The sequence below is a fragment of the uncultured Intestinibacter sp. genome (assembly GCF_902468165.1).
Classification (GTDB): domain Bacteria; phylum Bacillota; class Clostridia; order Peptostreptococcales; family Peptostreptococcaceae; genus Intestinibacter.
In genome coordinates, this window is sequence record NZ_CABQXJ010000005.1 from 1 (window position 1) to 26252 (window position 26252).

The following is a 26252-nucleotide window of genomic DNA, read 5'->3' on the forward strand; positions in this document are numbered from 1 at the left end:
TAGGTTGGAAATTATACATTATCCACAAACCAGATAATATATAATTTCCTTATAAAAATAAAAAAGGTTATTGAAGATATATTACTTCAACAACCTTTTTTATTTTTATATTAAAGAGATTCTCCAGCTACTTCTTCTGAGCTTGATCCTTCTTTAATTTGATTTTCTAATTCTGTTAACGCTAATTGCAGATTGAAAGATTTATTTTGCCATTCTGAAGAAAGATTTTCAGCTATTTCAGCCCTTTGTGTCATTTCATTTAATGAGTTTTGTAGGCTTTCTATCTGTGCTTTATAATCTTCTATTTCAGATTTGCTTCCCTCTGAAACATTGCTTAATCCATCAATTTGGTTTTGTTGTTCAGAGACTATATTATTTAATCTTTCTATTTCATGTCTACTATTTAAAAGTTCCATTTCTTTAGTGCTTAATATATTTCTTAATTCCGCTACTTGAGCTTCTATTTCTTCATTTGGTTGCCCTAGTTGCTCTTTTAATTTATCAATTTCGTTTAATAAATCTTCATTTTCACTAGAACATTCAAATAATAAATCTGCTAAGTTTAAAGATGTTAAAATTGATATTTTAAGTGAGCCTAAATTTGGAGCACTTTCTTTTAATTTTTCCATCTCACTATTTACATAATTAGCGATTGTAAGCATTTCTTTTTCGCTTTTTTCGCCAACCATTGTATAATTAGCGCCTTGTATTGTCACTATTACTTTGTTCATTAACTAATTCCCCCTACCAAAAGATGAGTTAGTTTGTTCTTAATTTAGCGTCTAGTTTTGATTCTAACTCACTTAAAATTTTATCATGAACCTTAGCTACATCTTCATCAGTAAGAGTTTTATCTTTGCTTCTATAAGTTATAGAATAAGCAACTGATTTGTATCCATCAGCTATTTGAGATCCTGTATAAACATCGAATAATTTATAGCTTTCAACTAAACCTTGACCATTAGCTTCTATTATTGCTTCTATTTGGCCTACATATACGTCTTTTTTAACTAATAGAGCTATATCTCTAGAAGTTGAAGGGTATTTTGGTAATGGATTGTAGATTATAGTTCTGTTTGAATTATCATATACTAAATCTAAGTCTATTTCACCAAGATAAACTCTTTGTGTTAAGTTATAGTTTTCTATAACTTCTGGATGTGCTTCACCAAATGTTCCAACATATTGTCCTTTATACATTATTGTAGCACATCTACCTGGGTGGAATGTAGAATTATTAGTTTCTGGTACTATTTCATATCCATCGAATCCTATTTCAGAGAATATTTTTTGTATAGAACCTTTTAATACGAAGAAATCTACATCTTTACCATACATACCTATACATAAGTGGTTGTTTTCTATTGGAAGACCTTCTTGTGGAGTAAAAGTATGTCCACATTCGAATACTAAAGCTTGTTCTACTTTTCTTGATGCATTAGTATATAATACATTTAAAGTAGATGGCATCATAGTTGTTCTCATTATTGAAGTGTCTTCACCTAATGGGTTTAATAATTTTATATAATTTCTTTTTGCACTATCAAGTGGTAATTTTATTTTATCTAATGATTTAGGACTTACGAAAGAATAAGTTAATATTTCATATAATCCTATACTTGTTGCTGTATCTTTTATTTTGTCCATGAATTTTTGTTTATCAGTTTTTATACCAGCAGTAACATTTCCTTCTAATTGTGCTGAAGGTATTTTATCAAATCCATAGATTCTAGCTATTTCTTCATAAACATCAGCTTCTTGTTTCATATCTAATCTAAAGTCTGGAACTTCTATTTCTATTTCTTCTGCTGATTTTAAGTTGCATTTGAATTCTAAGTCTTCTAGTATTTTAACGAATTCATCTAAAGTTATAGGTGCTCCTATGTTTTTGATTATTCTAGATGGATTTACATTTAATACAACTTTTTCTTGTTTGGTTGGATAATCTTCAGCTATTCCTTTAAGAACACGTCCGCATCCTAACATTTCAACTAATTGACAAGCTCTTTCAACACCTGTTTTTGATGTTTCAACAGCAACACCTTTTTCATATCTTCCTGAAGCTTCTGTTCTAAGTCCTAAAACTTTAGAAGTTCTTCTTATATTTTCTGCGTTGAATGCTGCACCTTCAAATAAAACTGCTGTAGTTTCTTCAGTTATTTCTGAGTTTAAACCACCCATTACACCAGCTAAAGCTATAGATTTTTCTCCATCAGTTATAACTAACATTTGGTCATCTAAAGTTCTTTCTACGTTGTCTAGTGTAGTGAATTTTTCTCCGTTTTCTGCAGTTTTTACTACTATTTTACCAGTTTTAACTTGGTTTAAATCGAAAGCATGTAGTGGTTGACCATATTCAAGCATTACAAAGTTAGTTATATCAACTATGTTGTTTATTGGTCTTACACCAGCTTCTATTAATCTTCTTTGCATCCAGTATGGAGATGGCCCTATTTTAACGTCTTTGATTATTCTAGCTCCATATCTCATACATAATTCTGGATTTTCTACTTTAACATCGAAGTCTATTTCTTCGTCACATTCTTTTACTTCTATTTGTGGGTATTTTGTTTTTTTGCCTATAGTTACAGCTGCTTCTCTAGCTATACCTATTATAGATCTACAATCAGGTCTATTAGCAGTTAATTCGAAATCTATAACTGCATCGTATAAACCTAATGCTTCTTTTATGTCTTTTCCGATTTCCATTCCATCGAAATCATTTAGTAAGTATATACCGTCTTTACTTTTGTCATCTACGTAGAATTCGTTTATTCCTAATTCATTAGCAGAACACATCATACCTTCTGATAATTCTCCTCTTAATTTAGAAGATTTTATCTTGATTCCGCCTGGTAATTTAGCTTTATCTAAAGCTACTGGAACTATGTCACCTTCACTTACATTTTTAGCTCCTGTACATATTTGTACAGTTTTTCCATTTCCAACTTCAACTTGGCAAACTACTAATTTTTCAGCATTTGGATGTGGTGCTATTTCTAAGATTTTACCAACTACTACATTTTCTATTCCTTCTCCGAAAAATTCTACAGTTTCAGTTTTTGTTCCTGTCATTGTCATCATGTCAGCGAACTCAACTGTATCTATATCTATATCAACGTAATCTTTAAGCCATTTTACAGGTACTAACATATCTATATTTTCCTCCTATTTTAAATTAAGTATTTAAATTTTTCCGTTTATCAAATCAAATTCTTTAGTTTTAGAATTTTAAAAATATAATTTCTTATAATTTATAAATTTATGTAAACTCAAAGTTTAATTAAAATTGTTCTAAAAATCTTATATCATTTTCAACTAAAAGTCTTATATCGTCTATTTCGTATTTAAGCATTGCAAGTCTTTCAACACCCATACCGAAAGCAAATCCAGAATAAACTTCAGGGTCTATACCACAGTTTCTAAGTACGTTTGGATGTACCATACCTGAACCAAGTATTTCTATCCAACCTTCACCTTTACACATTGAGCATCCTTCTCCACCACATTTGAAGCAAGTAACGTCTATCTCTGCACTTGGTTCTGTGAATGGGAAGTTGTGTGGTCTGAATTTAGTTTTAGTTTCTTCACCGAATAATTTCTTAACGAACATTTCAACAGTTCCTTTGAATTGAGCCATTGTTACATCTTTACCAACAACTAATCCTTCTATTTGATGGAACATTGGTGAATGTGTCGCATCTAATGAGTCGTTTCTGAAACATCTCCCTGGAGAAACTATTTTTATTGGTAACTCTTGACTTCTCATTGTTCTAACTTGAACTGGAGATGTTTGAGTTCTAAGTAATAAGTTTTCGTTAAAGTAGAATGTATCTGACATATCTCTTGATGGATGGTCTTTTGGTGCATTTAATGCATCGAAGTTATTTTCTACTGTTTCAACTTCTGGACCTTCAACAACTGAGAATCCAAGTCCCATAAATATTTCTGAAACTTCATCTATTATTTGAGTTATTGGATGTTTTTTACCAACATTAAAAACTTTTCCTGGCATAGTTACATCTATAACTTCTGATTGTAATTTAGCTTCTTGTTCTATTTTTTTAAGATTAGCTCTCTTTTCGTTTATTTTTGTTTCGATTAACTCTCTTACTTCGTTGGCAACTTTACCCATAACTGGTCTTTCTTCAGCAGATAATTTACCCATACCTTTTAATAATTTAGTTAATTCACCTTTTTTACCTGAATATTTTACTTTTATGCTATCTAATTCATCCATAGCAGAAACAGCTTGTATCTCTTCTAAAGCAGCTTCTTTTAATTTAAGTAATTGTTCTTTCACGTTATTTCACCCTTTCTTTAATTTTTTATTAAAATTCTAATTATTTTTCTAATTAAAAAAAGCTTTCATCCCAGCTAGGGACGAAAGCTATTATTCGCGGTACCACCCTAGTAGTTTATAAATACATAATTTATAAACCACTCGAAGAAACTTAACGCGTTTCAAACGCCAAAGCCTACTATAGTTTCAGCCTTGATACTCCAGAGTGAACTTCTTTTAAACTATCTATATAATACTTCCAGCCTTGGTATTACTCTCTGTTATAGAGTTATTTAAAATACTTTTCTCTTTCATCGTAAATTATATTTAATACATATTCGACTAATTGCGCCTGTATTTTTGTATACGCAAATAATTATAACATATGTAATTTTGCCTTTCAACAATTAGGATAAATATTTTTTAATCTCATACATAAGCACAGCTGCACTAATTGCTGCGTTTAAAGATTCTGCATTTCCGTAAATAGGTATCTTAACTAGTTTGTCTGACTGCGCAATTAATTCATCATTAATTCCATTTGCTTCATTACCTATTACTAAGGCAATTTTACCGTCGTATGTAGTTTCGTGATAGTAATTGTCAGTTTGTAAATAGCTTGATACTATGTTAAAATCATTTGATTTTAAGAAGTTTACTGCATCATCTTGAGTTGCATGTATTATATTCATATCAAATATAGAACCCATAGTTGATCTTATTACTTTTGGATTGTATATATCTACACAGCCTTTTAGAAGGATAACTGCATCTACACCTGCACTATCGGCTGTTCTTATTATTGTTCCCATATTTCCAGGGTCTTGTATTCTATCCAAAATTAATACAAACTTATCGTCTTGGTTAATATTATTGACTAAATCTCTTTCTTTATACTCTAATACAGCTAAAATTCCTTGTGTATTTTCAGTATCTACCATCTCTGAGAATATTTTATTTAAAGTTTTATATACTTTTATTCCTTTGTTTTCTAGTTCTATTAAGAAGTCTCTATGCTCTTGTTTTTTCTCGAAATCTTCATTTATAAAAACATATTCTAATTTTGCATCACACTCTAATGCTAAAGTTAAAATTCTGTATCCTTCTATTATAAATTTTTTTTCTTTATTTCTACCTTTAGTTTTTAATAAAGACTTTGTATATTTAATTTTGTCATTGTCCTTACTCTTAATTATGTTAATCATCTTTTTCTCCTAGTTAAAATTTAATCATGTAAAATTATATCACCTATTTTATCTGTATTTCCGATAATAATTAAAATATTTTTCTCTTGCATTTTATAGTTTGGAGAAGGCATAACTTTTAGTCCGCTTGGAGTTTTTACTGCCAATACAGTAATATCATATTTTGCTCTTAGATTTAACTCTATTATTGTTTTACCAACCCAATTTGTCGGTGTAACAATTTCCATAATTGAGTATTCTGGGTCTAGGTTAATTTGGTCTAAGATATTTTCTGATGCTAAATTATAAGCAAGCCTAATACCCATATCTCTTTCTGGGAATACTACTTTGTCTGCTCCAATTTTATATAATACCTTTGCTTGTAACTCGTCTTTTGCTTTACAAACAATTTTAGGTACGCCCATCTCTTTAGCCATTATTGTTACCATTATAGATGCTCTTATATCCGAACTTATTGCAACTATTACGACATCAAAATTGCCTAATCCAATACTTTTTAGATCTCTCTCTTCTGTAACATCTACTATTGCTGTATGCGTAACTTGTTCAGCTATATTTTCAATAGAATCCTCATCTTTATCTATAACCATTACTTCATTTCCTAATTGGCACATCTTTTTAGCTACAGATGAGCCAAATCTACCACATCCGATAACAATATATTGTTTATCTTTGCCCTTACTATTAAAAAATGTTCTTTTCATATATCAATACCTCTTATTTTCTATTAACCTATTATTATTTTTCCTTTTGGTCTTTTTATGTTTTTATCTTTTTTAACTATATTAATTGATAGTATTGCTGTAAATATAGTTAATGAACCTACTCTTCCTAGGAACATCAATATCATTATTATAAACTTTCCTATTGTATTTAAATTTGGACTTCCGCCTATACTCAGACCGACTGTCGCATATGCTGACATCACTTCAAATACACATTCTATAAGTGAGAACTGAGGATTAGTTATTGATAAAGCTAATGTACCAACTATAAATATAAAAATTGCTATAAAGAATATAACTATAGCTTTTTTAATCGCTTCAGAACTTATACTTCTCTCAAATATATGTATTTCATCTTTCCCACATAAGAAATCTTTAACTGTTAAAAATAGTATAGCTACTGTAGTCGTTTTGATTCCACCACCTGTAGAAGCTGGTGATGCTCCAATTAACATAAGCATTACCATTAAAAATATTGTTGGCTCTTTTGTTAAACCAAGGTCTATACTGTTAAATCCAGCTGTTCTAAGTGTTGATGTTTGGAATATAGAAGAAAGTACTTTTCCCTTCATATTCATATTTCCTAAAGTATCTGGGTTGTTATATTCTACTCCAAGTATAAAAACAAATCCTATAAGTAATAGTATTGCTGTTGATACGATAACAAGTTTTGAATGAACATTTAATTTAGAAAATCTTTTATTTTTTAGTACATCTAATATGACAGGATATCCCAATCCCCCAAGTATTATAAGTAACGATACAGTTATCATAATAAATGAATTATCATAAAATGATGTTAATGATGAAAACTCCCCACTTATAGAACCCATTAAATCAAAACCAGCATTACAAAATGCAGAAATTGAATGGAAAAATCCATATGCTAATCCAGTAATAATACCAAATTTAGGGATAAAACTTATAGATAATAAAATTCCCCCAATACATTCAATTGCTAATACCATTAGTATTATTTTTCTAGTTAAACTTACAATTCCAGATAAATCAATTTGATTTAGAGATTCTTGTATTAATAATCTCTCTTTTAAGTTTATTTTTTTACCTCTTATTAAAGAAATCATTGTTGCAATAGTCATAAATCCTAAACCACCGATTTGAATAAGTGATATAATTACAACCTTTCCAAATAAACTCCAGTGTGTAGCTGTATCAAATACGACCAATCCTGTGACACACACTGCTGATGTAGCAGTAAACAGTGAATCTACAAAATTAGTTCCTTGACCGCTTTGGCTTGAAATTGGTAAAGATAATATTGCTGCTCCTAATAATATTATAAATAAAAATCCCGCAGTAATAATTTGAACCGAACTCCACTTTTCAAGAAATCTAATATTCTTATGCATGATTCTCAACTCAAAAATTTCCTCCTTTTATTTATTAAAATAAATCAAGTTATATAATAAATTATTATATGATAAATCTCATATTTTAACAATAATCCACACTATAAAACAATTTATATTGTATTAAATTTTAATTTATTTTTATCATTTTGAATGAATTTAATGCTAATGTGACTTTTTTATTTGAATTATTTTTAAAGTTTTAAATTTAAAATCAAATATTACTCATAACTTAGATAATATATAATTTTCATACAATTAAAAAAAGCGAACTCTAATGAGTTCGCTTTTATCTATAATTAAGCTAATTTAGCTTTAGCTACTTCTACTAATTGAGCAAATCCAGCTGGATCTTGTATAGCCATTTCAGATAACATTTTTCTGTTAACTTCAACACCTGCTAATTTTAATCCATTCATTAATCTTGAATAAGATATACCATTCATTCTAGCAGCTGCATTTATTCTTTGTATCCAAAGTTTTCTGAAGTCTCTTTTCTTTAATTTTCTTCCTATATATGCATTTTTTAATGCTTTCATTACGAAAGTATTTGCTGGTCTATATAATTTGCTTCTAGATCCTCTGTATCCTTTTGCAAGTTTTAACACTTTTTTATGTTTTTTACGAGCGTTCATTGCGCCTTTAACTCTTGCCATGTCGATGACCTCCTTATGTTTTTCGATTATTTTTTATTTTGTGTTTTTTTGTACTAATCCGTTCTGATTAGTTTATCTTTATTAATTAATTCTAATTAATATGGTAATAATTGAGCTATTCTTTTAGCATCTCCATCGCTAACTATAGCAGATTTTCTTAAGTTCATTTTAGTTTTTGGAGATTTTTTAGTTAATATATGACTTTTGTAAGCTTTATTTCTTTTTAATTTTCCGCTTCCTGTTTTTCTAAGTCTTTTTGCAGCTCCTCTATGAGTTTTCATTTTTGGCATGATAACTTCCTCCTCTCAGTTAATCGTCAATAAAATCTATTTATCTTATCTGTTTATTTTTTTGGATCTATAATTACAACCATGTTATTCCCTTCAAAAGCAGGGGCTTTCACTGGTTCACCAAACTCTTTAACAATTTCTATGAATTTAAGCATTACTTCTTTACCAATGTCTTTATGTCCTAATTCTCTACCTCTAAAACGAAGTTCTACTTTTACCTTGTCGCCTTTTTTAAGGAATTTAATAGCATTATTCGCTTTAGTATTTAAGTCGTTTGATTCAATACCTGGTCTTAATCTTATTTCCTTAACAGCTATTGTTTTTTGTTTTTTCTTAGCTTCTTTTTCTTTTCTAGCTTGTTCGTATTTATATTTACCATAGTCCATAATTTTACAAACTGGTGGTTTAGCATTAGGAGAAATTTTAACTAAATCTAAATTTTTTCCGTTTGCTATTATTTGAGCTTCTCTGGCAGACATTATTCCAAGTTGTTCTCCAGTTTCAGAGATTATTCTTAACTCTTTATCTCTTATTTGATCATTGATTGATAATTCTTTGCTAATTGTAGGACACCTCCAAATTATTATATTAAATATAAAATAAAAAGCGAATGAGAATTCATCCGCTATAAGTCATCAAAATTATACTATCTTAATGATAGTCTATACTTATATTTACCTTACTAACTCTAGTTGCAAGGTGAGAATGAAATTCTTCTTATTTTCTTTTGTTATCTTGTTACCGTATCAATTATACAACTTTAATGATGCGGTGTCAACTGTTTTTTAACTTCTAATTTTTGTCGTACAATATATAATATGCTAATTTTTAAATTATGCAATCATATTTTTATAAGTTTTGCTCTTTTTTTATTATAACTTATTATTCATTAAATTTCACGTTTTAAATATTTCCAATATAAAACCTTTTTTATTTTTATACTAGATTTTAATTGTAGTATTTCATTATTTTAGAATAATAAAATGTCAGCTGGTTATACTTACTGTAAGACATCTTAGTTTACATAGTTTAATTTTGTTGTAAAATCATAATAAAACTTCACATCATTGGAAAAAATAATATAAAGGAAAATTCTATTACCTGAGGTGCAAGATATGAACTTACTTAATAATTTTTTTAAAAAACTAAATAATCCTGTTCCTGCTTTTGTTCACACTAAACTCGAAAAAGAGAATAATACTGAACCTTCACTGAGCACAAAACCTAAAACAACATTTAGAGATGTTGCCGGACTCGAAGAAATAAAAGAAGAACTATTTGAAGTAGTAGATTTCATGAAATGCCCAGAAAAATATCAAAAAATGGGCGCTAAAGTTCCCAAAGGGATTTTATTTTACGGTCCACCTGGAACAGGTAAAACACTTTTAGCATGTGCCGTTGCAGGAGAAACAAACGCATCATTCTTTAATGTTACAGGTTCTGAATTTGTTGAAAAATACGTAGGCGTAGGAGCTAAAAGAGTTAGAACTTTATTTGAAAAAGCGAGAAAAGAAGCCCCAAGTATCATATTTATTGACGAAATTGATGCTATAGGAGCAAAACGTCACCTAGAAAGCAATAACGAAAAAGACCAAACTCTTAATCAACTTTTAGTTGAAATGGATGGGTTCAATAAGGATTCAAACATTATCATAATAGGTGCAACTAATAGACTTGACCTTCTAGATGATGCCCTTTTAAGACCAGGAAGATTTGATAGACACATTCATATTAGTGCTCCAAATGTGCGTACTAGATATGAAATTTTAAAAGTTCATACTAATAATAAACCATTAGATAAATCAGTAGATTTAGATTTATTAGCTAAAAAAACACATGGATTTAATGGTGCCCATCTAGCCAACATAGCTAATGAAGCTGCAATATATGCTGTTAGAGATGCTAGCGAAGTTGTAACTTCGGAACACTTCGATAAAGCTCTTGAAAGAGTTATCGCAGGTGTCGAGTGTAAAAGTTCCGCCCTAATCGAAAAAGAAAAAGAAATTGTTTCTTATCATGAGGCTGGACATGCATTAGTTAGCAATATCTTAAATTTATGCAAAATCCAAAAAATATCTATAGTCCCTAGAGGTGAAGCATTGGGTTATGTTCTTCAACTCCCAGACGAAGATAGATATATTTACACAAAAACAGAACTAATATCAAAAATACAAATACTATTAGCTGGAAAAGCAACCGAAGAATTAATATTTAACCATCAATCAACTGGTGCCAAAGACGACTTACAAAAAGTAACAGACATAGCAACTAACATGGTATGTGATTATGGTATGAGCAAATTAGGTTTAATAACTATTGATAAAAATACTAAGAATTTTTTATCGGAACCTATCCAAAAAGAAATAAACAACATTGTAAATACATGTTATGAAAATACACTAAAAATTCTTAGAGAAAATATCAATGATTTACATATAGTTTCAAAATTCCTATTCGAAAATGAAACTATGACTTGTGACCAATTAGAAGATCTCATTAGAAAAGAAGCAGCCAATTAAAATTATTCTATAAAAAGTCCTATAAATTTAGGACTTTTTATATGTTTATGTTTTTTTAAGTTGCCTTAACTTAATTTATTCCCTACTATAAAGTTATAAAATAAATCAAAACTTTAAAATTGTTATAATTTCTTATGAATCAACTTTTGATAAATAAAAATAATAAATTATAAAAATAAAGTTTTAATAGTAAGTTTAATTTTGTAGTCTAGGAGGATAAATCATGGAAAATGTTCAACAAAACCCATTAGGTACAGATTCTATACCAAAATTAATGTTTAAATTTTCTGTGCCAAGTATTATAGCTATGATAGTTGGAGCATTATACAATATTGTAGACCAGTTATTTATCGGTCAGGCAGTAGGAACTCTCGGCAATGCTGCAACAAATATTGCCTTCCCTCTTTCCACATCATGCATAGCTGTATCATTATTATTCGGAATTGGTGCAGCATCGTGTTTCAATTTAAGTATGGGGCGTGGTGAAAAAGAAAAATCACCATTTTACATAGGAAATGCGATTATTATGTTATTTTCATCTGGTGTAATATTATTTATAATTACGCAACTATTTTTAACACAGATACTAAAAGCTTGTGGTTCTCCTAATGATGTACTTCCATATGCTCAAACTTATGTGAGAATTACCTCATTTGGTTTCCCATTTTTAATTTTATCTGTAGGTGGAGGTCATATAATTCGTGCTGATGGCAGTCCCAAAATATCAATGTTCTGTAATATATTAGGAGCAGTTATTAATGTTATTTTAGACGCTATCTTTATATTTGGATTTAATATGGGAATGGCTGGTGCAGCCTATGCTACTATAATAGGTCAAATTGCATCTACGGTTGTTGTTATCATTTATATGAAAAACTTTAAAACAGTCCCTCTTTTGGCAAAACATTTCAAATTAAATATAAATTATATAAAAGAGGTTGCTTCTATAGGTATGGCATCTGGTATAAATCAACTTTCTATGATGATTGTTCAAATTATTTTAAATAATTCACTTAGATATTATGGTGGTTTATCAATATATGGAGAGGCAATTCCCATTGCATGTGCAGGAATCACAATGAAAGTTTCACAACTATTCTTCTCAGTTGTAATCGGTCTTAGCCAAGGAAGTCAACCAATTGAAAGTTTTAACTATGGAGCTAAAAAATATCACAGAGTTAAATACACTTATATATTAGCAAACAAAGCAGGTGCGATTATATCAATTATTGCATTTATATTATTTCAACTATTCCCTATGGAAATTATATCTTTATTTGGTTCTGGTACAGAAGAATATTATCAATTTGCAACAAAGTTTTTCCGTATCTTCTTATTCTTTATATGTATAAACTTTATACAACCTATTACATCGACATTTTTTACTTCTATAGGAAAACCCATAAAAGGTATATTTTTATCTTTAACTAGACAAATAATTTATTTACTTCCTTTAATAATTATACTACCTCTATTCTTTGGTATTGATGGTATAATTTTTGCTGGCCCGGCTGCTGATTTGATTGCAGCAATAACATGTTTAATCACTATAAGTATAGAATTTAAAAATATGAAGCAATTGGAGTTAGTAGAAGAACATTATTACAGTCATTAATATAATAAATAAATTTAATTTCATATATATAATAAAAAAAGAGCTTTAAGATATAGAATATCCAAAAGCTCTTTTTATTATATAAAAATTTTAATTAGTCTTGTATTACGTTAACTTTATCTTCAACTTCTTTACATACCATAGCAACAAATTCGTCTACTGATAAGCTACCCATCTCACCTTTATCTCTTGATCTAACTGAAACAGCATTTGCTTCAACTTCTTTTTCACCTACAACTAACATGTAAGGAACTTTTTCTAATTGTGCTTCTCTTATTTTGAAGCCCATTTTTTCCGCTCTGTCATCTATTTCAACTCTTAAACCTTTAGCAAATAAAGCATCTTTAACTGCTTTAGCATAATCGTTGTATTTATCAGATATAGGAAGTATTTTAACTTGAGTTGGAGCTATCCAAACTGGGAATTTACCAGCATAATGCTCTATTAATATTCCTATAAATCTTTCTATACTACCTAATAAAACTCTGTGTATCATAACTGGTCTATGTTTTTCACCATCTTGTCCTATATAAGTAGCATCGAATCTTTGTGGTAATTGCATATCTAATTGTATAGTACCACATTGCCATGTTCTACCTAAGCAATCTCTTAAGTGGAAGTCTATTTTTGGTCCATAGAATGCTCCATCACCTTCATTTATTTCATAAGCTAAACCTAATTCTTCTAAAGCTTCTCTTAAACCATTTTCAGCTATTTCCCACTCTTCATCAGTACCCATAGAATCTTCTGGTCTAGTAGATAACTCTATTCCATATTGGAATCCGAATACTTTGTATACGCTGTCTATAAGTCTAACTACGTCTTTTATTTCGTCTTTTATTTGTTCTGGTAACATGAATATATGCGCATCATCTTGAGTGAATGCTCTAACTCTCATAAGACCATGTAAAGCACCTGATAATTCATGTCTGTGAACTCTACCAAGCTCAGCAACTCTCATAGGGAAATCTCTATAAGAATGTGGTTTTGATTTGTAATATAACATTCCACCTGGGCAGTTCATTGGTTTTATAGCGAAATCTTGGTCGTCTATTTTAACAGTATACATATTTTCTTTGTAGTGATACCAGTGTCCTGAAGTTTCCCATAAATGTCTGTTTAATATTATTGGAGTTTCTATTTCAACATAGTTATCTTCTCTATGTACTTCTCTCCAGAATTCTAATAATGCATTTTTAAGTTGCATACCTTTAGGCATGAATAATGGGAATCCTGGTCCTTCTTCTGGTATGAAGAATAAATCTAATTCTTTACCTAATTTTCTGTGGTCTCTTTTCTTAGCTTCTTCCATTAAGTGTAAGTATGCTTCTAAATCTTTATTTTTTTCGAATGAAGTTCCGTATATTCTTTGAAGCATTTTATTTTTTTCATCTCCACGCCAGTAAGCACCTGCAACACTTAATAATTTTACAGCTTTAACTTTTTTAGTTGATGGAAGATGTGGCCCTCTACATAAGTCAGCGAAATCACCTTGTTTGTAGAATGATATTACTTCACCTTCTGGTAATTCTTCTATTAATTCAACTTTGTAGTCTTCTCCATTTTCTTTAGCCCATTTTAAAGCTTCTTCTTTTGGAAGTTCATATCTTTCTATTTTTAAATCTTCTTTAGCTATTTTTTTCATTTCAGCTTCTATTTTAGCTAATTCTTCTTCTGTTATTCTATGATCTAAATCTATATCATAGTAGAATCCATTTTCTATACTTGGCCCTATAGCAAGTTTAACTCCTGGATATAATCTTTTTAAAGCTTGTGCTAACATATGAGCTGATGTATGTCTGAATACGTCTTTTCCTTCTTCATCATCAAATTTGTATAAGTTTAATTCACAATCTTCACTTACTACGTAGTCAAGACCTACAGTTTGTCCGTTAACTGAAGCTGCAACAACAGCTCTAGCTAAACCTTCACTGATTGATTTTGCTATATCTAATACTGATATTTTGCCTTCGAATTCTTTAATTGAACCGTCTTTTAATGTAACTTTAATCATTTTTTTCCTCCTGTATTTTTTCTAATAAATTTTAAATTTATAATTACTCTAACTAAATCAAGAAAATATATTCTTTGATTCCATTATTTAGATTTCATATAAATAATAAAAAAACTCGTCCCAGAAAGTTGGGACGAGTACGATATCGTGGTTCCACCCAAGTTGATTTATTTAATGAAAATAAATCCTCTTGATGACTATAAGGTTGTCAACCGAACACTTTCACACTATGTGCTAATAAGTTCCGCTCCGAGGTAGTTTTTCAACAAGTTTATTTTATAAGGCTTTCAGCCGGTGACCTTACTCTCTAGTAAAATAAATTCTTATTTACTTGTCCTCTTCATAGCGATTATATTTTAATTATTAACTATTATGATTTAGATTATAACAGATACTTAAAAATCATTCAATAATAATATTCAACAAAATTTTTATAAGACTTTATAATTATGATAGTTTTTTAACTTTATAAGCCAAATTAATTTCTATTAATAATTTTTACGTTGTCTTCGAATATTATCTTTATATTTTCTATTATTTCCTTTGAAGTATCATTTTTTAAATCATCTATTATTTCTATTTTTTTAGGGCATAAAGCTAATAATACACTTATTAGACAGTCTTCGTAGTTTAGATCCTCCTTCATAATCATGCTCATCATTTCTTCGCTTTCTTTATTATTTATTTCGATTCCATTTCTGTCAAAAAACCTAAAGCTGCTATCTTTCATTATATGTATTATTAATAAATCAATTTTATGTTCTTGTGATTCTATAAAATATTTTAAAGTATTTATAAATTGATTTTTATCTCTCTTTATTAAATATTCTTCAAGTGCTATATCACTTATTATAGATATATACACCATAAAATCTCTCATTCTAAACCTAAAAAAACCGTCTATATTTAACACCTTTTCTGATTCTATAAATTCAACTAATTTATTGTAAATCGTATTTATTATAAATGGTTCTTTTTTATCAAGGAGACATTTAGCTTCTCGATATATTTCCTCCTTTTCTTCATTATTTAAATTTCTGTAGTTATTCCATATGTATTCTTTTAAATTTTTATCCTTTAAGATAATTAATATTAGTTCTATTACCCCATTAATTGCTTCTTCTTTATGTTCCTCATTTTCCATATCAATATCTACACATAAATCTCTTAAATGCTCATTACATATAATATATTTATTACAATTATTTTTCATAAATAACTTAACCATATAATCATGCTGTGGTAAATAACTTATATGTATCATATTATTAGTCAATATAATCGTTCCCTTCCGTCAAATCAGAAAAGTAGTTTAAATATATCTATATAGTATTATGTCTATTTTTTATTTTTTAATTCACATTTTGGATATATTGGTTAAATTAAATTGATAACTTTATAGAATAAAAAAGGCTGTAGATTAATTTAAAATCTACAGCTTTTTTTATAATTTAATTTTTATTATCTTTCACCTTTTTTGTATGGATTACCTAAAGCAGCCGGAGCTTTAGATGTTCTAACAAATAATATTAACATTACTAATGTTACTATATAAGGTAACATTGATAATAAGTTTTCGTTTATAGTTATTCCTAATGATGGATTTCCTAAATAAACTGTAAGTCCTGTTGAGAAACCGAATAATAGACAAGCCGCTCCTGCCCATTGTGGTCTCCATTTACCAAATATAACAGCTGCTAAAGCTATATACCCTTGTCCTGATATTAAAGCTGGTCTGAATGTTGAAACTATAGCTAAACTCATAGAAGCTCCACCTATACCTGCTAATATACCTGAAAGAATAACACTTGTATATCTAACTCTTGATACATTTATACCTAAAGTATCTGCTGCACCTGGATGCTCACCAACAGCTCTTACTCTAAGACCGAACTTAGTTTTATATAATACAAACCAAACTACAACTATCATTGCTAATGCTATATATGTTGTAGCATAAGTATTGAATATAGTATCTAATATGCTTCCTGATTCAAATACACCATTTAAAGGTCTTGGAATTTTATTTTCCATTGGTATAGTTGGTGTTGTAACTGAACCATTGAATAATATTTTAGATGTAAATAATGCAACCCCTGGAGCTAATAAGTTTATTGCAACCCCAGATATTGTGTGGTCTGCATTGAAACTAATAGTTGCTATACCGTGAATTAAGGCGAATATACCACCTGCTATACCAGCACATAATAAACCAATCCATGGATTACCTGTTAGGTATCCTGCTGTAGCTCCGACAAAAGCTCCTATTGTCATCATCCCTTCAAGTCCTATATTTACTATACCTGAATTCTCTGAAAAGATACCACCAAGTGCTGTAAATATAAGGGGAGTAGAATACATTAAAGTTGTACTAAGGATTATCGCTAAATCATTCATTATTCATTCACCCCTTCATTTTTTCTTTTTTTGCTCATTTTTTGAACAGCTATTTTAATAACATGTACTAATGCTATGAAGTAAACTATTGATCCGATTATTATACTTATAACTTCTGATGGAGCACCAACTGATTGCATTTTTGTTCCACCATATTTGAATGCACCGAATAATAATCCTGAGAATATAACACCAATTGGGTTATTGTTTGCTATAAGTGCAACTGCTATACCATCAAATCCATATCCTTCTTGAGCTGGAAGTACTGTTATAACATTTGTAACACCCATAACTTGTATTGCACCTGCTATTGCAGCTATCATACCTGCTATAGCCATAGATTTTAATATAGAAGAGTTTACATTTATACCTGCATACTCTGCACCGAATTTGTTGAATCCAACTGCTCTAAGCTCGAATCCTAAAGTTGTTTTTGCTAATATAAATGCGATTATGATAACTATAATTATAGATATAACAATCCCCCAGTTTACACTAGTCGCTGGACCAACTAAACCTTTTAACCAATCTATGCTTATTTTTGCACTATCTTTTATAGGTACTGATGTTTCACTATTAGGTACTTTTAACCATGAAGTCATTAATACAAAGTTGCTTAGATAGAAAGCTATCCAGTTTAACATTATGTTTGCTATAACTTCATTTATTCCGAATTTAGATTTTAACCATCCTGCTACTCCACCCCATATTGCACCAGCAAGTGCTGCACAAAGTAAAGTAAGTGGTATATGGATTATTGCTGGTAAATCTAAACCTGCACCAACTAAAACTGCTACTAAAGCACCTATTATAAATTGACCTTCTGCACCTATATTGAACAGACCTGTTTTAAATGCAAAGGCAATTGATAAACCTGTAAGTATTAATGGTGTCGCTCTTATTATAGTCCATGCTATATATTTAGGCTTACCGATTATACCGTCTATTAATGCAGCATAAACTGTTATTGGGTTATGTCCAGATAACATTAATGCTATTGCACCAACTAGAAGTCCTAATACTACTGATAGTACTGAGAATAAGAAAGTATCATTAAGAAAACTTTTCTTTTTTGCTATTTTATTTTCCATCTACTGCACCTCCTGCCATCATAAGTCCAAGAGTATTTTCGTCTGTAGTTTTTGCATCTACTATTCCTACTATTTTACCTTCGTACATAACAGCTATTCTGTCTGATACGTTCATTACTTCGTCTAATTCTAATGATACAAGTAAAACAGCATTTCCTGCATCTCTTTGTTCAACTAATGCTTTGTGAACGAATTCTATCGCACCAACATCAAGTCCTCTTGTAGGTTGAGTCGCTATTAATAATTGAGATTCATTTGTTTCTTGTCTAGATCTCTCTATATTCATAACCTCTCTACCTATGATTATTTTTTGTTGGTTACCACCAGAAAGTGCTCTAGTTTTTTGAGTGTAATCTGTAGGTCTAACGTCAAATCTTGAAATTATTGATTTTGCATGTTTGTCCATTGCGTCTTTGTTTATTATGCTATTTTTAGAGAATCTAGCATCTTTGTAGTTTTGTAATATAGAGTTTTCTGCAACAGTGAAATCTAAAACAAGACCTCTTTTATGTCTATCTTCTGGTATATTTTTTATACCTTTTTTGAAGATTTGTTTTGGAGTATTATTTACTATTTCATGTCCGTTTATTTTTATGCTTCCGCTATGACATTTTCTAAGACCAGTTAAAGCTTCAACTAATTCACTTTGTCCATTTCCGTCTATACCAGCTATACCTACTATTTCTCCAGCTCTTACTTCTAAAGATAATCCGTCTACAGCTGAAATTTTTCTGCTGTCTTTTACAACTAAATCATTTATTTCTAGTACTGTTTCTTTTGGTTGAGCATCTTCTTTATCAACTTTGAAGTTAACTTCTCTACCAACCATCATTGTTGCTAAATCATCTTCTGTAACTTCATCAACTTTTACAGTATCGATGTATTTACCTCTTCTTATAACAGTACAATGATCTGCTATTGCTTTTATCTCTTTTAATTTATGAGTTATTATTATAACTGACTTACCTTCTTTAGTTAAGTTTCTGATGATTTTTATTAAATCTTCTATTTCTTGTGGTGTTAAAACTGCTGTTGGTTCGTCAAGTATTAACATATCAGCTCCTCTATATAGAGCTTTTAATATTTCAACTCTTTGTTGCATACCTACTGATATATCATCTACCTTTGCCATTGGGTCTATAGCTAAACCATATCTTTTAGATATTTCTTCTACATCTTTTATAGCTTTGTTCATATCTAAAGTTCCCATAAATTTAGTAGTTTCACTACCTAAAATTATGTTTTGTGCAACTGTAAAAGTTCCTATTAACATGAAATGTTGGTGAACCATTCCTATCCCTTTGCTTATTGCAACGCTAGGATTTTCGATATTAACTAATTCTTCGTTTATATGAATTTCACCTGAAGTTGGAGTGTATAATCCATATAAGATGTTCATTAGAGTTGATTTACCTGCACCATTTTCACCTAAAAGTGCATGTACCTCTCCCTTGTGTACAGTCAAGTTGATGTTGTCATTGGCAACGAAATCGCCAAATTTCTTAGTTATATTTTTCATTTGTATACTTTTATGATTGTAATCTATATAACTATTTTCCATGCTCACACTGTCCTCCTTATTTTTTTAATTAATAATATTCTATATCCGACATTAATCGTCTACTTAAAAAAATGGATAATACATATATATATTATCCATTTTTTATAGAATCTATTTGTATTTTAAAAGTTTTCTAATTCCGCCAGAAATATACTTTATTTAGTTAGTTTTAAAAAATTATTTTCCAACTATTTCATTGTATTCTTTCTCATTTTGAGGAACTTTTATTTCACCGCTTTTAACTAATTCAGCTTGTTCTTCAACATATTTTAATATGTCTGCTGGAACATTTTTATCAGTAGTTTTAGCTATACCAACACCACCACTTGCAAGTGTATTTGTTATAACTTGTCCACCTTTGTAATTTCCATCTATCATTTGACCTATTAAGTCTATAACTGATACGTCTACATTTTTAACAGCTGATGTTATTACGTTATCTGGAGCTAATACATTTTGGTCTGTATCAACACCAATAGCCATTTTTCCATTTTCTTTAGCAGCTTCTATAGCTCCTGTACCAACTGCACCTGCTGCTGTGAATATTACATCAACACCGTCTTTATGCATTTGGTTAGCTATTGATTTACCTAATGCAGCATCATTAAAACTATTTGCGCATCTTACAACTACTTCACAATCTGGATTTGCAGCTTTAACTCCTGCCATATATCCATATTGGAATCTGTTTAATACAACACTCTCCATACCACTTATAAATGCTACTTTGTTTGTTTCAGTCATTTTACCAGCTATTAATCCTGCTAAATATGATGAAGTATTATCTTCATATACTAATGAAGTAACATTTTCTGGTTGTTCTTCATAAGCATGGTCAACTACAGCAAATTGTTTTTCTGGATAGTTTTTAGCTGCTTCTGCTATAGCATCTGCAGTTTTATAACCAACACCTATTATTAAATCTAAATCTTCTTCAACGAATGTTTCTATGTTTGGAACGTAATCTGCATCTTTAGTAGACTCTAAGTATTTTACTTTTACTTTGTCACTTCCATATTTCTCTTCTGCTTTTTGTAAACCTTCCCAAGTAGATTGGTTGAATGATTCATCATTAACTCCACCTGTATCTGTTATCATCCCAATAGTGTATACGTCTTTTGAAGTATTATCAGCACCATCATTCTTATTGCTGCATCCAACTAATAGTGTTGTCATCATTGTGAATGCAAGTCCTATTGCAAATAATTTCTTTAATTGCATTTTGTCCTCCTAGCGTTCTCTATTCTGTTTTTATTTTGTGCAAATTTTCTTATATTATTTATAAGTTATTAATTCTTTATATATTATGATAAACTTATAGTAATATTTCATATTGTGTAACACATATATAATAATTGCACGATTTTTTACCTTTATCTATTATCCTATTTTCTCATTAAAATTTCAATATAAAATTAATTTTTTTTTAATTTTTTATTACATTAAATATTTAATTTTACTTATTTTCCAAAAATACACTATATATCGACATAATATCGACATAAAAATAGCTATCAATAGGTTTAAACCTTTTGATAGCTATTAATTAATTCATATATTATTTATAGTATAACTTATTTCCCAACTATTTCATTGTACTGTTTTTCATTTTCTGGAACTTTTATTTCTCCAGATTTTATTTTATCAGCTTGTTCGTTAACATAGTCAAGTATGTCTTTAGAAACATGATCTTTTGTTGAATCTGATAATCCAACACCACCACTTGCAAGTGTATTAACTATAACTTGTCCACCTTGGTAGTTTCCATCTAATATTTCACCTACTAAGTTAACTATTGATACGTTTATATTTTTTACTGTTGATGATATTACATTTTCTGGAGCTAAAGGATTTTGATCTATATCAACACCTATAGCCATTTTTTTGTTTTCTTTAGCTGCTTCTATAGCACCTGTTCCAGCTGCACCTGCTGCTGTATATATTACATCAACACCGTCTTTGTGCATTTGGTTAGCTATTGATTTTGCTAATGCTGCATCGCTGAAGCTGTTTGCATATCTTACAGATATTTCACAATCTGGATTTGCAGCTTTAACTCCTGCTCTAAATCCATATTCGAATTTATCTAATGTAGCACTTTTCATTCCACCTATGAATGCAACTTTATTAGTTTCAGTCTTTTTAGCTGCTATTAATCCAGCTAAGTAAGCTGCTGTATTATCTTCATATATTAATGAAGTTACATTTTCTGGTTGTTTGTCATAAGCATGGTCTATTATTGCAAATTGTACATCTGGATAGTTTTTAGATGCTTCTTCTATTGCACCTGCTATTTTATATCCAACACCAATTATTAAATCTAAATCTTCTTCTACAAATGTTTCTATGTTTGGTGTATAGTCAGCTTCTTGACTAGACTCTACATATTTAACTTGTACTTTATCTTTTCCGTATTTTTCTTGAGCTTGTTGTAACCCTTCCCAAGTAGATTGGTTAAATGATTCGTCGTTCACTCCACCAGTATCAGATATCATACCTATTTTGTATACATCTTCACTATTGTCTGTTTTATTTCCGCTACATCCAACTAATAATGAACTCATCATTACCGCTGCAAGCCCTACTGCAAATAATTTTTTTAATTGCATAATGTCCTCCTACAAAACTGTCTAATTTTTGTTATTTTTATTTTGTGCAGATTTCGACTATTTATAAGTCATATTATTTTTTTAATAATATTTTAATTAGTATACATTATATGTCGAAATCACGCGAAATATATCCACTTACATTATCCTATTTTCTTTCAAAAAAATCAATCTTTTTTTTTCATTTTTTTCTTTTTGTTCGTCTTTTTTTTCAAAATTACTTTTTATTCACAAATCATTGTATAAATTCATTTATTTATTATTTGTATATATAGAAACTTTATCACTATAAATAGACATAAAAATTCGAATAAAAAATGAGTCATAAAACTGTATATATTATGACTCATTTTTATTTATATGTACTTTAAATATCTCTAAATACAACTATTTTTTAAAACTTAATACTCCTAAAACACCAGGACCTGAGTGAGACCCTATACAAGAGCCAACTTTAAATGTTCCTATTTGGTCAGGATTGTATTTTTCTTTTAAGGCTTCAACCATCTTATCTTTTTCTTTTTCATTATCCATATATCCTACATACATAATGCTAGTATCGATATCTCCGCCTGTTAATTCATCTGTAACTTCAATTAGTTTGTTTATAACATTTTTCTTACCTCTTACTTGTCCTAATTGAGTAACTAATCCATCTTTTACCTCACATATAGGTTTTACATTTAATAAATTTCCTACTATAGCTTTTGTAGAAGATATTCTACCACCTTTTTGAAGGTGATTTAAAGAATCTATAGAAAATACTAAACAATATTTTTCTTTTATTATATTAAGTTCAGAAATTATTTCATCAATACTCTTACCTTCTTCTAATAATTGTGCTGCTCTTAGTACAAACATACCTGCTCCGAAAGTAAGGTTGCTCGCGTCGTATAAATGTATATCCCCTTCTGTATCATTTTTAGCCATTACAGCACTTTGATAACTACCTGTAGCATTAGCTGATGATGCTATGTAGAAAATAGTTCTACCTTCAGCTACATATTTATCAAATGCAGTTTTAAATTGGCCATATGTTACTTGTGAAGTTTTTGGGTATTTTTTATTTTTTAATAATTCATAGAATTCATCTAAGTTAAAATCTATTCCATCTTTATATTCTTTATCTTCTAATATTACAGTTAGCGGTAAAACTTCTATATCATATTTTTCTATTTGTTCTTTAGTTAAGTCCGCCATGCTGTCACAAATTAATTTAATTTTGCCCATAGTTAAACTACTCCTTCATCATAAAATTGTTATCTCATGCCTGGATATCCAATTTGTCTCATAGCTTCATATACTACTATAGCTACACAATTTGATAGGTTTAGAGATCTAGCCTTTTCTATATTTAGCATAGGTATTCTAATACAAGTATCCATATTAGCTTCTACTAGAGGCTTTGGCAACCCTTTTGTTTCTTTCCCAAACACTAAAAAGCATCCATCTTCATATTCCATTTCTGAATGAGTTTTTTCTGCTTTAGTTGTTGAATAATAATATTTTGCATCTGGATATTTTTCTTGTAACTCCTCAAAGCTATCATAATATTTTATTTCTGAAATATCCCAATAATCCAGTCCACATCTTTTTAAATATTTATCTTCTAATGAAAAACCTAATGGTCTAATTAAGTGCAAAGTTGCACCTGTATTTGCACAAGTTCTTATTATATTTCCAGTATTTTGAGGTATTTCTGGTTCTACTAATACAACGTTTATTGACATGTTTTCCTCCTTATACTATTCACAATTGCTAATTATTTTAATAATTTATTTAATTATAACTCTATAATAAATCTAAATTATATTATATCAAAAAACTTATTATTTAAAAAATAGATTTAAATAAATATAACTTATTTAAACATTATTTTGTTACCTCATTTTGAACTTCTTTTGTTCCTTTCAAAATTATTTCATCACAAGGTGGATAATAACTTTTATTTATCAGTTCTTTTTTCAAAATTTCACCATTTGATTTATATATGCGAAAAGTATTTACAGTATATCCTAATCTTCCAGGTTGTTCAACTACTTTTACATCTTTTCGTAATTTAGAATTATTTTTATATATTTTTTTATTTGTGATTGTTTCAATCACTTCTGTATCAATCTCTATATCGCTTTTATCGTCACTACTCCCATATATATTAGATACAATTTTATTTGATAAAATTGTATTGTGTACTATTATTGGAGTATTGTATTTATTTTTAAAAACAAAATCTATAGCCCCCTCACATACAGTAGCATCTCGTCCTTTATTGACATAAGGGCTTGGTATAGAGTGGTTTGTTATTTCTACTATATCCATACCTGCATATAATGCGGCGTTATAGATTGTCGTTGAAACTTGGCATATTCCACCACCAACTCCTTTATCTGGTTTTCCATTTAAGATAATAGGAGCCTCTCTTAATTGATTATATACATTTTTTTCTCTTAATTCATTATTAAAAGAAAATTTTTCATTAGTATTTATAATTACATTGCTTGTAGCTTGTGTTGCAACACTAATATTATTTACTCTATTTATATTTTTAGGATTAAAATACGTTTCATAACTCCCTAATAATGTGTCTATTTTTGATAGTTGTTTAGAAGTATATTTAGGCTTTAAAACTGTTATTGGTATTTCAGAGTCTTTAGAGTTTAAGTTATCAATTTTATAGATTATTATACTTTTTAATTGTTGTTTATTTATATTTTGACCATAACTCCCTTTGGTAACAGCTACTTTGTCATTTATGACTTCTGCAGTTGCATTTACAGGTGAGATATAAAATTGTTCATTAAGTTGTTTTATTAATTCGTCTATTTTTGAAATATTATAATAAGAAACGATTGGTATTATTTCTTTATTTCCTCGTTTTAAGCTAACTTTTGTTTTTATATTTGTTATTATATCCTTGTCTCTACCTACATTATACGCATTCTGAGCTAATTGTGGGATTTTATAGTCTAAATCAAATGTATTTTTATCTATTTTTATTTTTTTATCATTATAAATTAAATTAAAATATCTATTTTCTTCTATATATAAGTTTACCTTTTTTGTAGCCTCTTCAATAGTTAAGTCTGATACATCTATTTCTCCAATGTATACATTCTTTGATATTTTTCCTTCTAAGTCAAATGCATAAATTATACTATTATTTAGTAGCATAAAAATAATTACTAACATCATTAAAAGTTTATTTTTTTTCAACGCTGTCATCCCTTCCTGTAGTAATTAATCATTTCTTTGAGTGCTATTATAATAATTACATTCCTCTCTTATTGGACATAAATCACATTCTGGCTTTCTTGCTTTACACATTCTTCTTCCGTGGAATATAAATAAATGGTGAGAATGTGACCATCTATTTTTTGGAATAGCTTCCATTAGTGCAAATTCTGTTTTTTCTGCTGTTTTCTCGTTTACTATCCCTATTCTGTTTGTTACTCTAAATACATGAGTATCAACTGCTATAGCATCTTGGTTAAAAGCATTACTTAAAACTACATCTGCTGTTTTTCTTCCTACACCAGGAAGTGTAGTTAATTCTTTTAAAGTTTGTGGTACTTCACCTTCAAAGTTTTCACAAATCATTCTAGAAGTTTCTTTTATTTTTTTTGATTTACTTTTATAAAGTCCACAACTTCTGATTTCCTCTCCTATTTCTTCTTCTGTTAATTGTGCAAATTGTTCTGGTGTGTTATATTTTGCGAATAATTTCTCTGTTACTTTATTAACTCTTACATCTGTGCATTGAGCTGATAATATAGTTGCTACTAAAAGCTCAAATGGCGTTTCATAATTTAGTTCACATTGTGCATCTGGGTATAATTTCTCTAATTCATCTAGTATTTTATTTATATCTTTCATTTTTTTGTCCCCCTCGTTTAGTAAATTCATATTTTATCATTTTAT

22 protein-coding genes and 2 other annotated features are annotated in these 26252 nt (G+C 29.2%); of the genes, 2 read left to right on the top strand and 20 right to left on the bottom strand.

Annotated elements, in window-relative coordinates:
• Positions 1-110: 110 nt before the first annotated feature.
• The 9 genes from zapA to infC all read right to left on the bottom strand — a co-directional run bounded on the left by zapA (position 111) and on the right by infC (position 9091).
• A complete protein-coding gene (gene zapA / locus RDX53_RS01645; protein ID WP_195930196.1) occupies positions 111-731 on the bottom strand; it encodes a cell division protein ZapA in 621 nt (206 codons plus the stop codon).
• Between the two features lie 28 nt (positions 732-759).
• On the bottom strand, positions 760-3153 hold the full coding sequence (gene pheT / locus RDX53_RS01650) for a phenylalanine--tRNA ligase subunit beta (protein WP_195930197.1): 2394 nt from the start codon (positions 3151-3153) through the stop codon (positions 760-762).
• Positions 3154-3283: 130 nt separating this feature from the next.
• Complete coding sequence (pheS, locus tag RDX53_RS01655) at positions 3284-4303, bottom strand: phenylalanine--tRNA ligase subunit alpha (protein ID WP_195930198.1); 1020 nt, start codon at positions 4301-4303, stop codon at positions 3284-3286.
• A 73-nt stretch (positions 4304-4376) separates the two neighbouring features.
• Positions 4377-4606, bottom strand: a binding site (T-box leader).
• An 83-nt stretch (positions 4607-4689) separates the two neighbouring features.
• Positions 4690-5487, bottom strand: coding sequence for an RNA methyltransferase (locus tag RDX53_RS01660; RefSeq protein ID WP_195930199.1), 798 nt, complete (start codon positions 5485-5487; stop codon positions 4690-4692).
• Between the two features lie 20 nt (positions 5488-5507).
• Complete coding sequence (locus tag RDX53_RS01665; protein ID WP_195930200.1) at positions 5508-6191, bottom strand: TrkA family potassium uptake protein; 684 nt, start codon at positions 6189-6191, stop codon at positions 5508-5510.
• A 23-nt stretch (positions 6192-6214) separates the two neighbouring features.
• Positions 6215-7582, bottom strand: coding sequence for a TrkH family potassium uptake protein (locus RDX53_RS01670; RefSeq protein ID WP_195930202.1), 1368 nt, complete (start codon positions 7580-7582; stop codon positions 6215-6217).
• A gap of 299 nt (positions 7583-7881) precedes the next feature.
• The gene (gene rplT, locus RDX53_RS01675) at positions 7882-8238 is read right to left on the bottom strand and encodes a 50S ribosomal protein L20 (RefSeq protein WP_007286395.1); all 357 of its coding nucleotides are present in this window, start codon (positions 8236-8238) and stop codon (positions 7882-7884) included.
• 95 nt (positions 8239-8333) lie between these two features.
• Entirely contained in the window at positions 8334-8528 is a 195-nt protein-coding gene (gene rpmI, locus RDX53_RS01680) for a 50S ribosomal protein L35 (RefSeq protein ID WP_007286396.1), read from the bottom strand.
• A gap of 53 nt (positions 8529-8581) precedes the next feature.
• Positions 8582-9091, bottom strand: a complete 510-nt coding sequence (infC, locus tag RDX53_RS01685) for a translation initiation factor IF-3 (RefSeq protein ID WP_195930203.1) — start codon at positions 9089-9091, stop codon at positions 8582-8584.
• A 552-nt stretch (positions 9092-9643) separates the two neighbouring features.
• On the opposite strand from infC, the gene RDX53_RS01690 reads away from it, so the two are divergent.
• A complete protein-coding gene (locus RDX53_RS01690) occupies positions 9644-11047 on the top strand; it encodes an ATP-dependent metallopeptidase FtsH/Yme1/Tma family protein (RefSeq protein WP_195930201.1) in 1404 nt (467 codons plus the stop codon).
• 223 nt (positions 11048-11270) lie between these two features.
• Complete coding sequence (locus tag RDX53_RS01695; protein ID WP_307993601.1) at positions 11271-12662, top strand: MATE family efflux transporter; 1392 nt, start codon at positions 11271-11273, stop codon at positions 12660-12662.
• A 94-nt stretch (positions 12663-12756) separates the two neighbouring features.
• Here the strand turns inward: RDX53_RS01695 and thrS are convergent, their stop codons facing one another.
• From thrS to nth, 11 genes are all read right to left on the bottom strand, one after another.
• Positions 12757-14676, bottom strand: coding sequence for a threonine--tRNA ligase (gene thrS / locus RDX53_RS01700; RefSeq protein ID WP_195930997.1), 1920 nt, complete (start codon positions 14674-14676; stop codon positions 12757-12759).
• A 126-nt stretch (positions 14677-14802) separates the two neighbouring features.
• Positions 14803-15029, bottom strand: a binding site (T-box leader).
• 125 nt (positions 15030-15154) lie between these two features.
• On the bottom strand, positions 15155-15940 hold the full coding sequence (gene ytxC, locus RDX53_RS01705; protein WP_295572715.1) for a putative sporulation protein YtxC: 786 nt from the start codon (positions 15938-15940) through the stop codon (positions 15155-15157).
• Between the two features lie 197 nt (positions 15941-16137).
• Positions 16138-17073 carry an ABC transporter permease gene (locus tag RDX53_RS01710; protein ID WP_195930999.1) on the bottom strand — a complete coding sequence of 312 codons (936 nt, stop codon included), beginning with the start codon at positions 17071-17073 and terminating at the stop codon, positions 16138-16140.
• Positions 17073-18164, bottom strand: a complete 1092-nt coding sequence (locus RDX53_RS01715) for an ABC transporter permease (RefSeq protein ID WP_195931000.1) — start codon at positions 18162-18164, stop codon at positions 17073-17075. The genes RDX53_RS01710 and RDX53_RS01715 overlap by 1 nt, the downstream gene beginning before the upstream one ends.
• Complete coding sequence (locus RDX53_RS01720; protein ID WP_195931001.1) at positions 18154-19725, bottom strand: ABC transporter ATP-binding protein; 1572 nt, start codon at positions 19723-19725, stop codon at positions 18154-18156. Before RDX53_RS01720 ends, RDX53_RS01715 begins: the two co-directional genes overlap by 11 nt.
• A 177-nt stretch (positions 19726-19902) precedes the next feature.
• The gene (locus RDX53_RS01725) at positions 19903-20946 is read right to left on the bottom strand and encodes a BMP family protein (protein WP_195931002.1); all 1044 of its coding nucleotides are present in this window, start codon (positions 20944-20946) and stop codon (positions 19903-19905) included.
• 353 nt (positions 20947-21299) lie between these two features.
• Positions 21300-22334: a BMP family protein gene (locus tag RDX53_RS01730; RefSeq protein WP_195931003.1), complete on the bottom strand. Its 1035-nt coding sequence runs from the start codon at positions 22332-22334 to the stop codon at positions 21300-21302.
• Positions 22335-22721: 387 nt separating this feature from the next.
• Positions 22722-23564 (bottom strand): DegV family protein, encoded by an 843-nt coding sequence (locus tag RDX53_RS01735; protein WP_195931768.1) that lies wholly within the window; start codon positions 23562-23564, stop codon positions 22722-22724.
• A gap of 29 nt (positions 23565-23593) precedes the next feature.
• A complete protein-coding gene (trmL, locus tag RDX53_RS01740; RefSeq protein WP_195931767.1) occupies positions 23594-24064 on the bottom strand; it encodes a tRNA (uridine(34)/cytosine(34)/5-carboxymethylaminomethyluridine(34)-2'-O)-methyltransferase TrmL in 471 nt (156 codons plus the stop codon).
• A 142-nt stretch (positions 24065-24206) separates the two neighbouring features.
• Positions 24207-25547, bottom strand: coding sequence for a VanW family protein (locus RDX53_RS01745; protein ID WP_195931766.1), 1341 nt, complete (start codon positions 25545-25547; stop codon positions 24207-24209).
• A gap of 24 nt (positions 25548-25571) precedes the next feature.
• Entirely contained in the window at positions 25572-26207 is a 636-nt protein-coding gene (gene nth / locus RDX53_RS01750) for an endonuclease III (protein WP_195931765.1), read from the bottom strand.
• Positions 26208-26252: the final 45 nt, after the last annotated feature.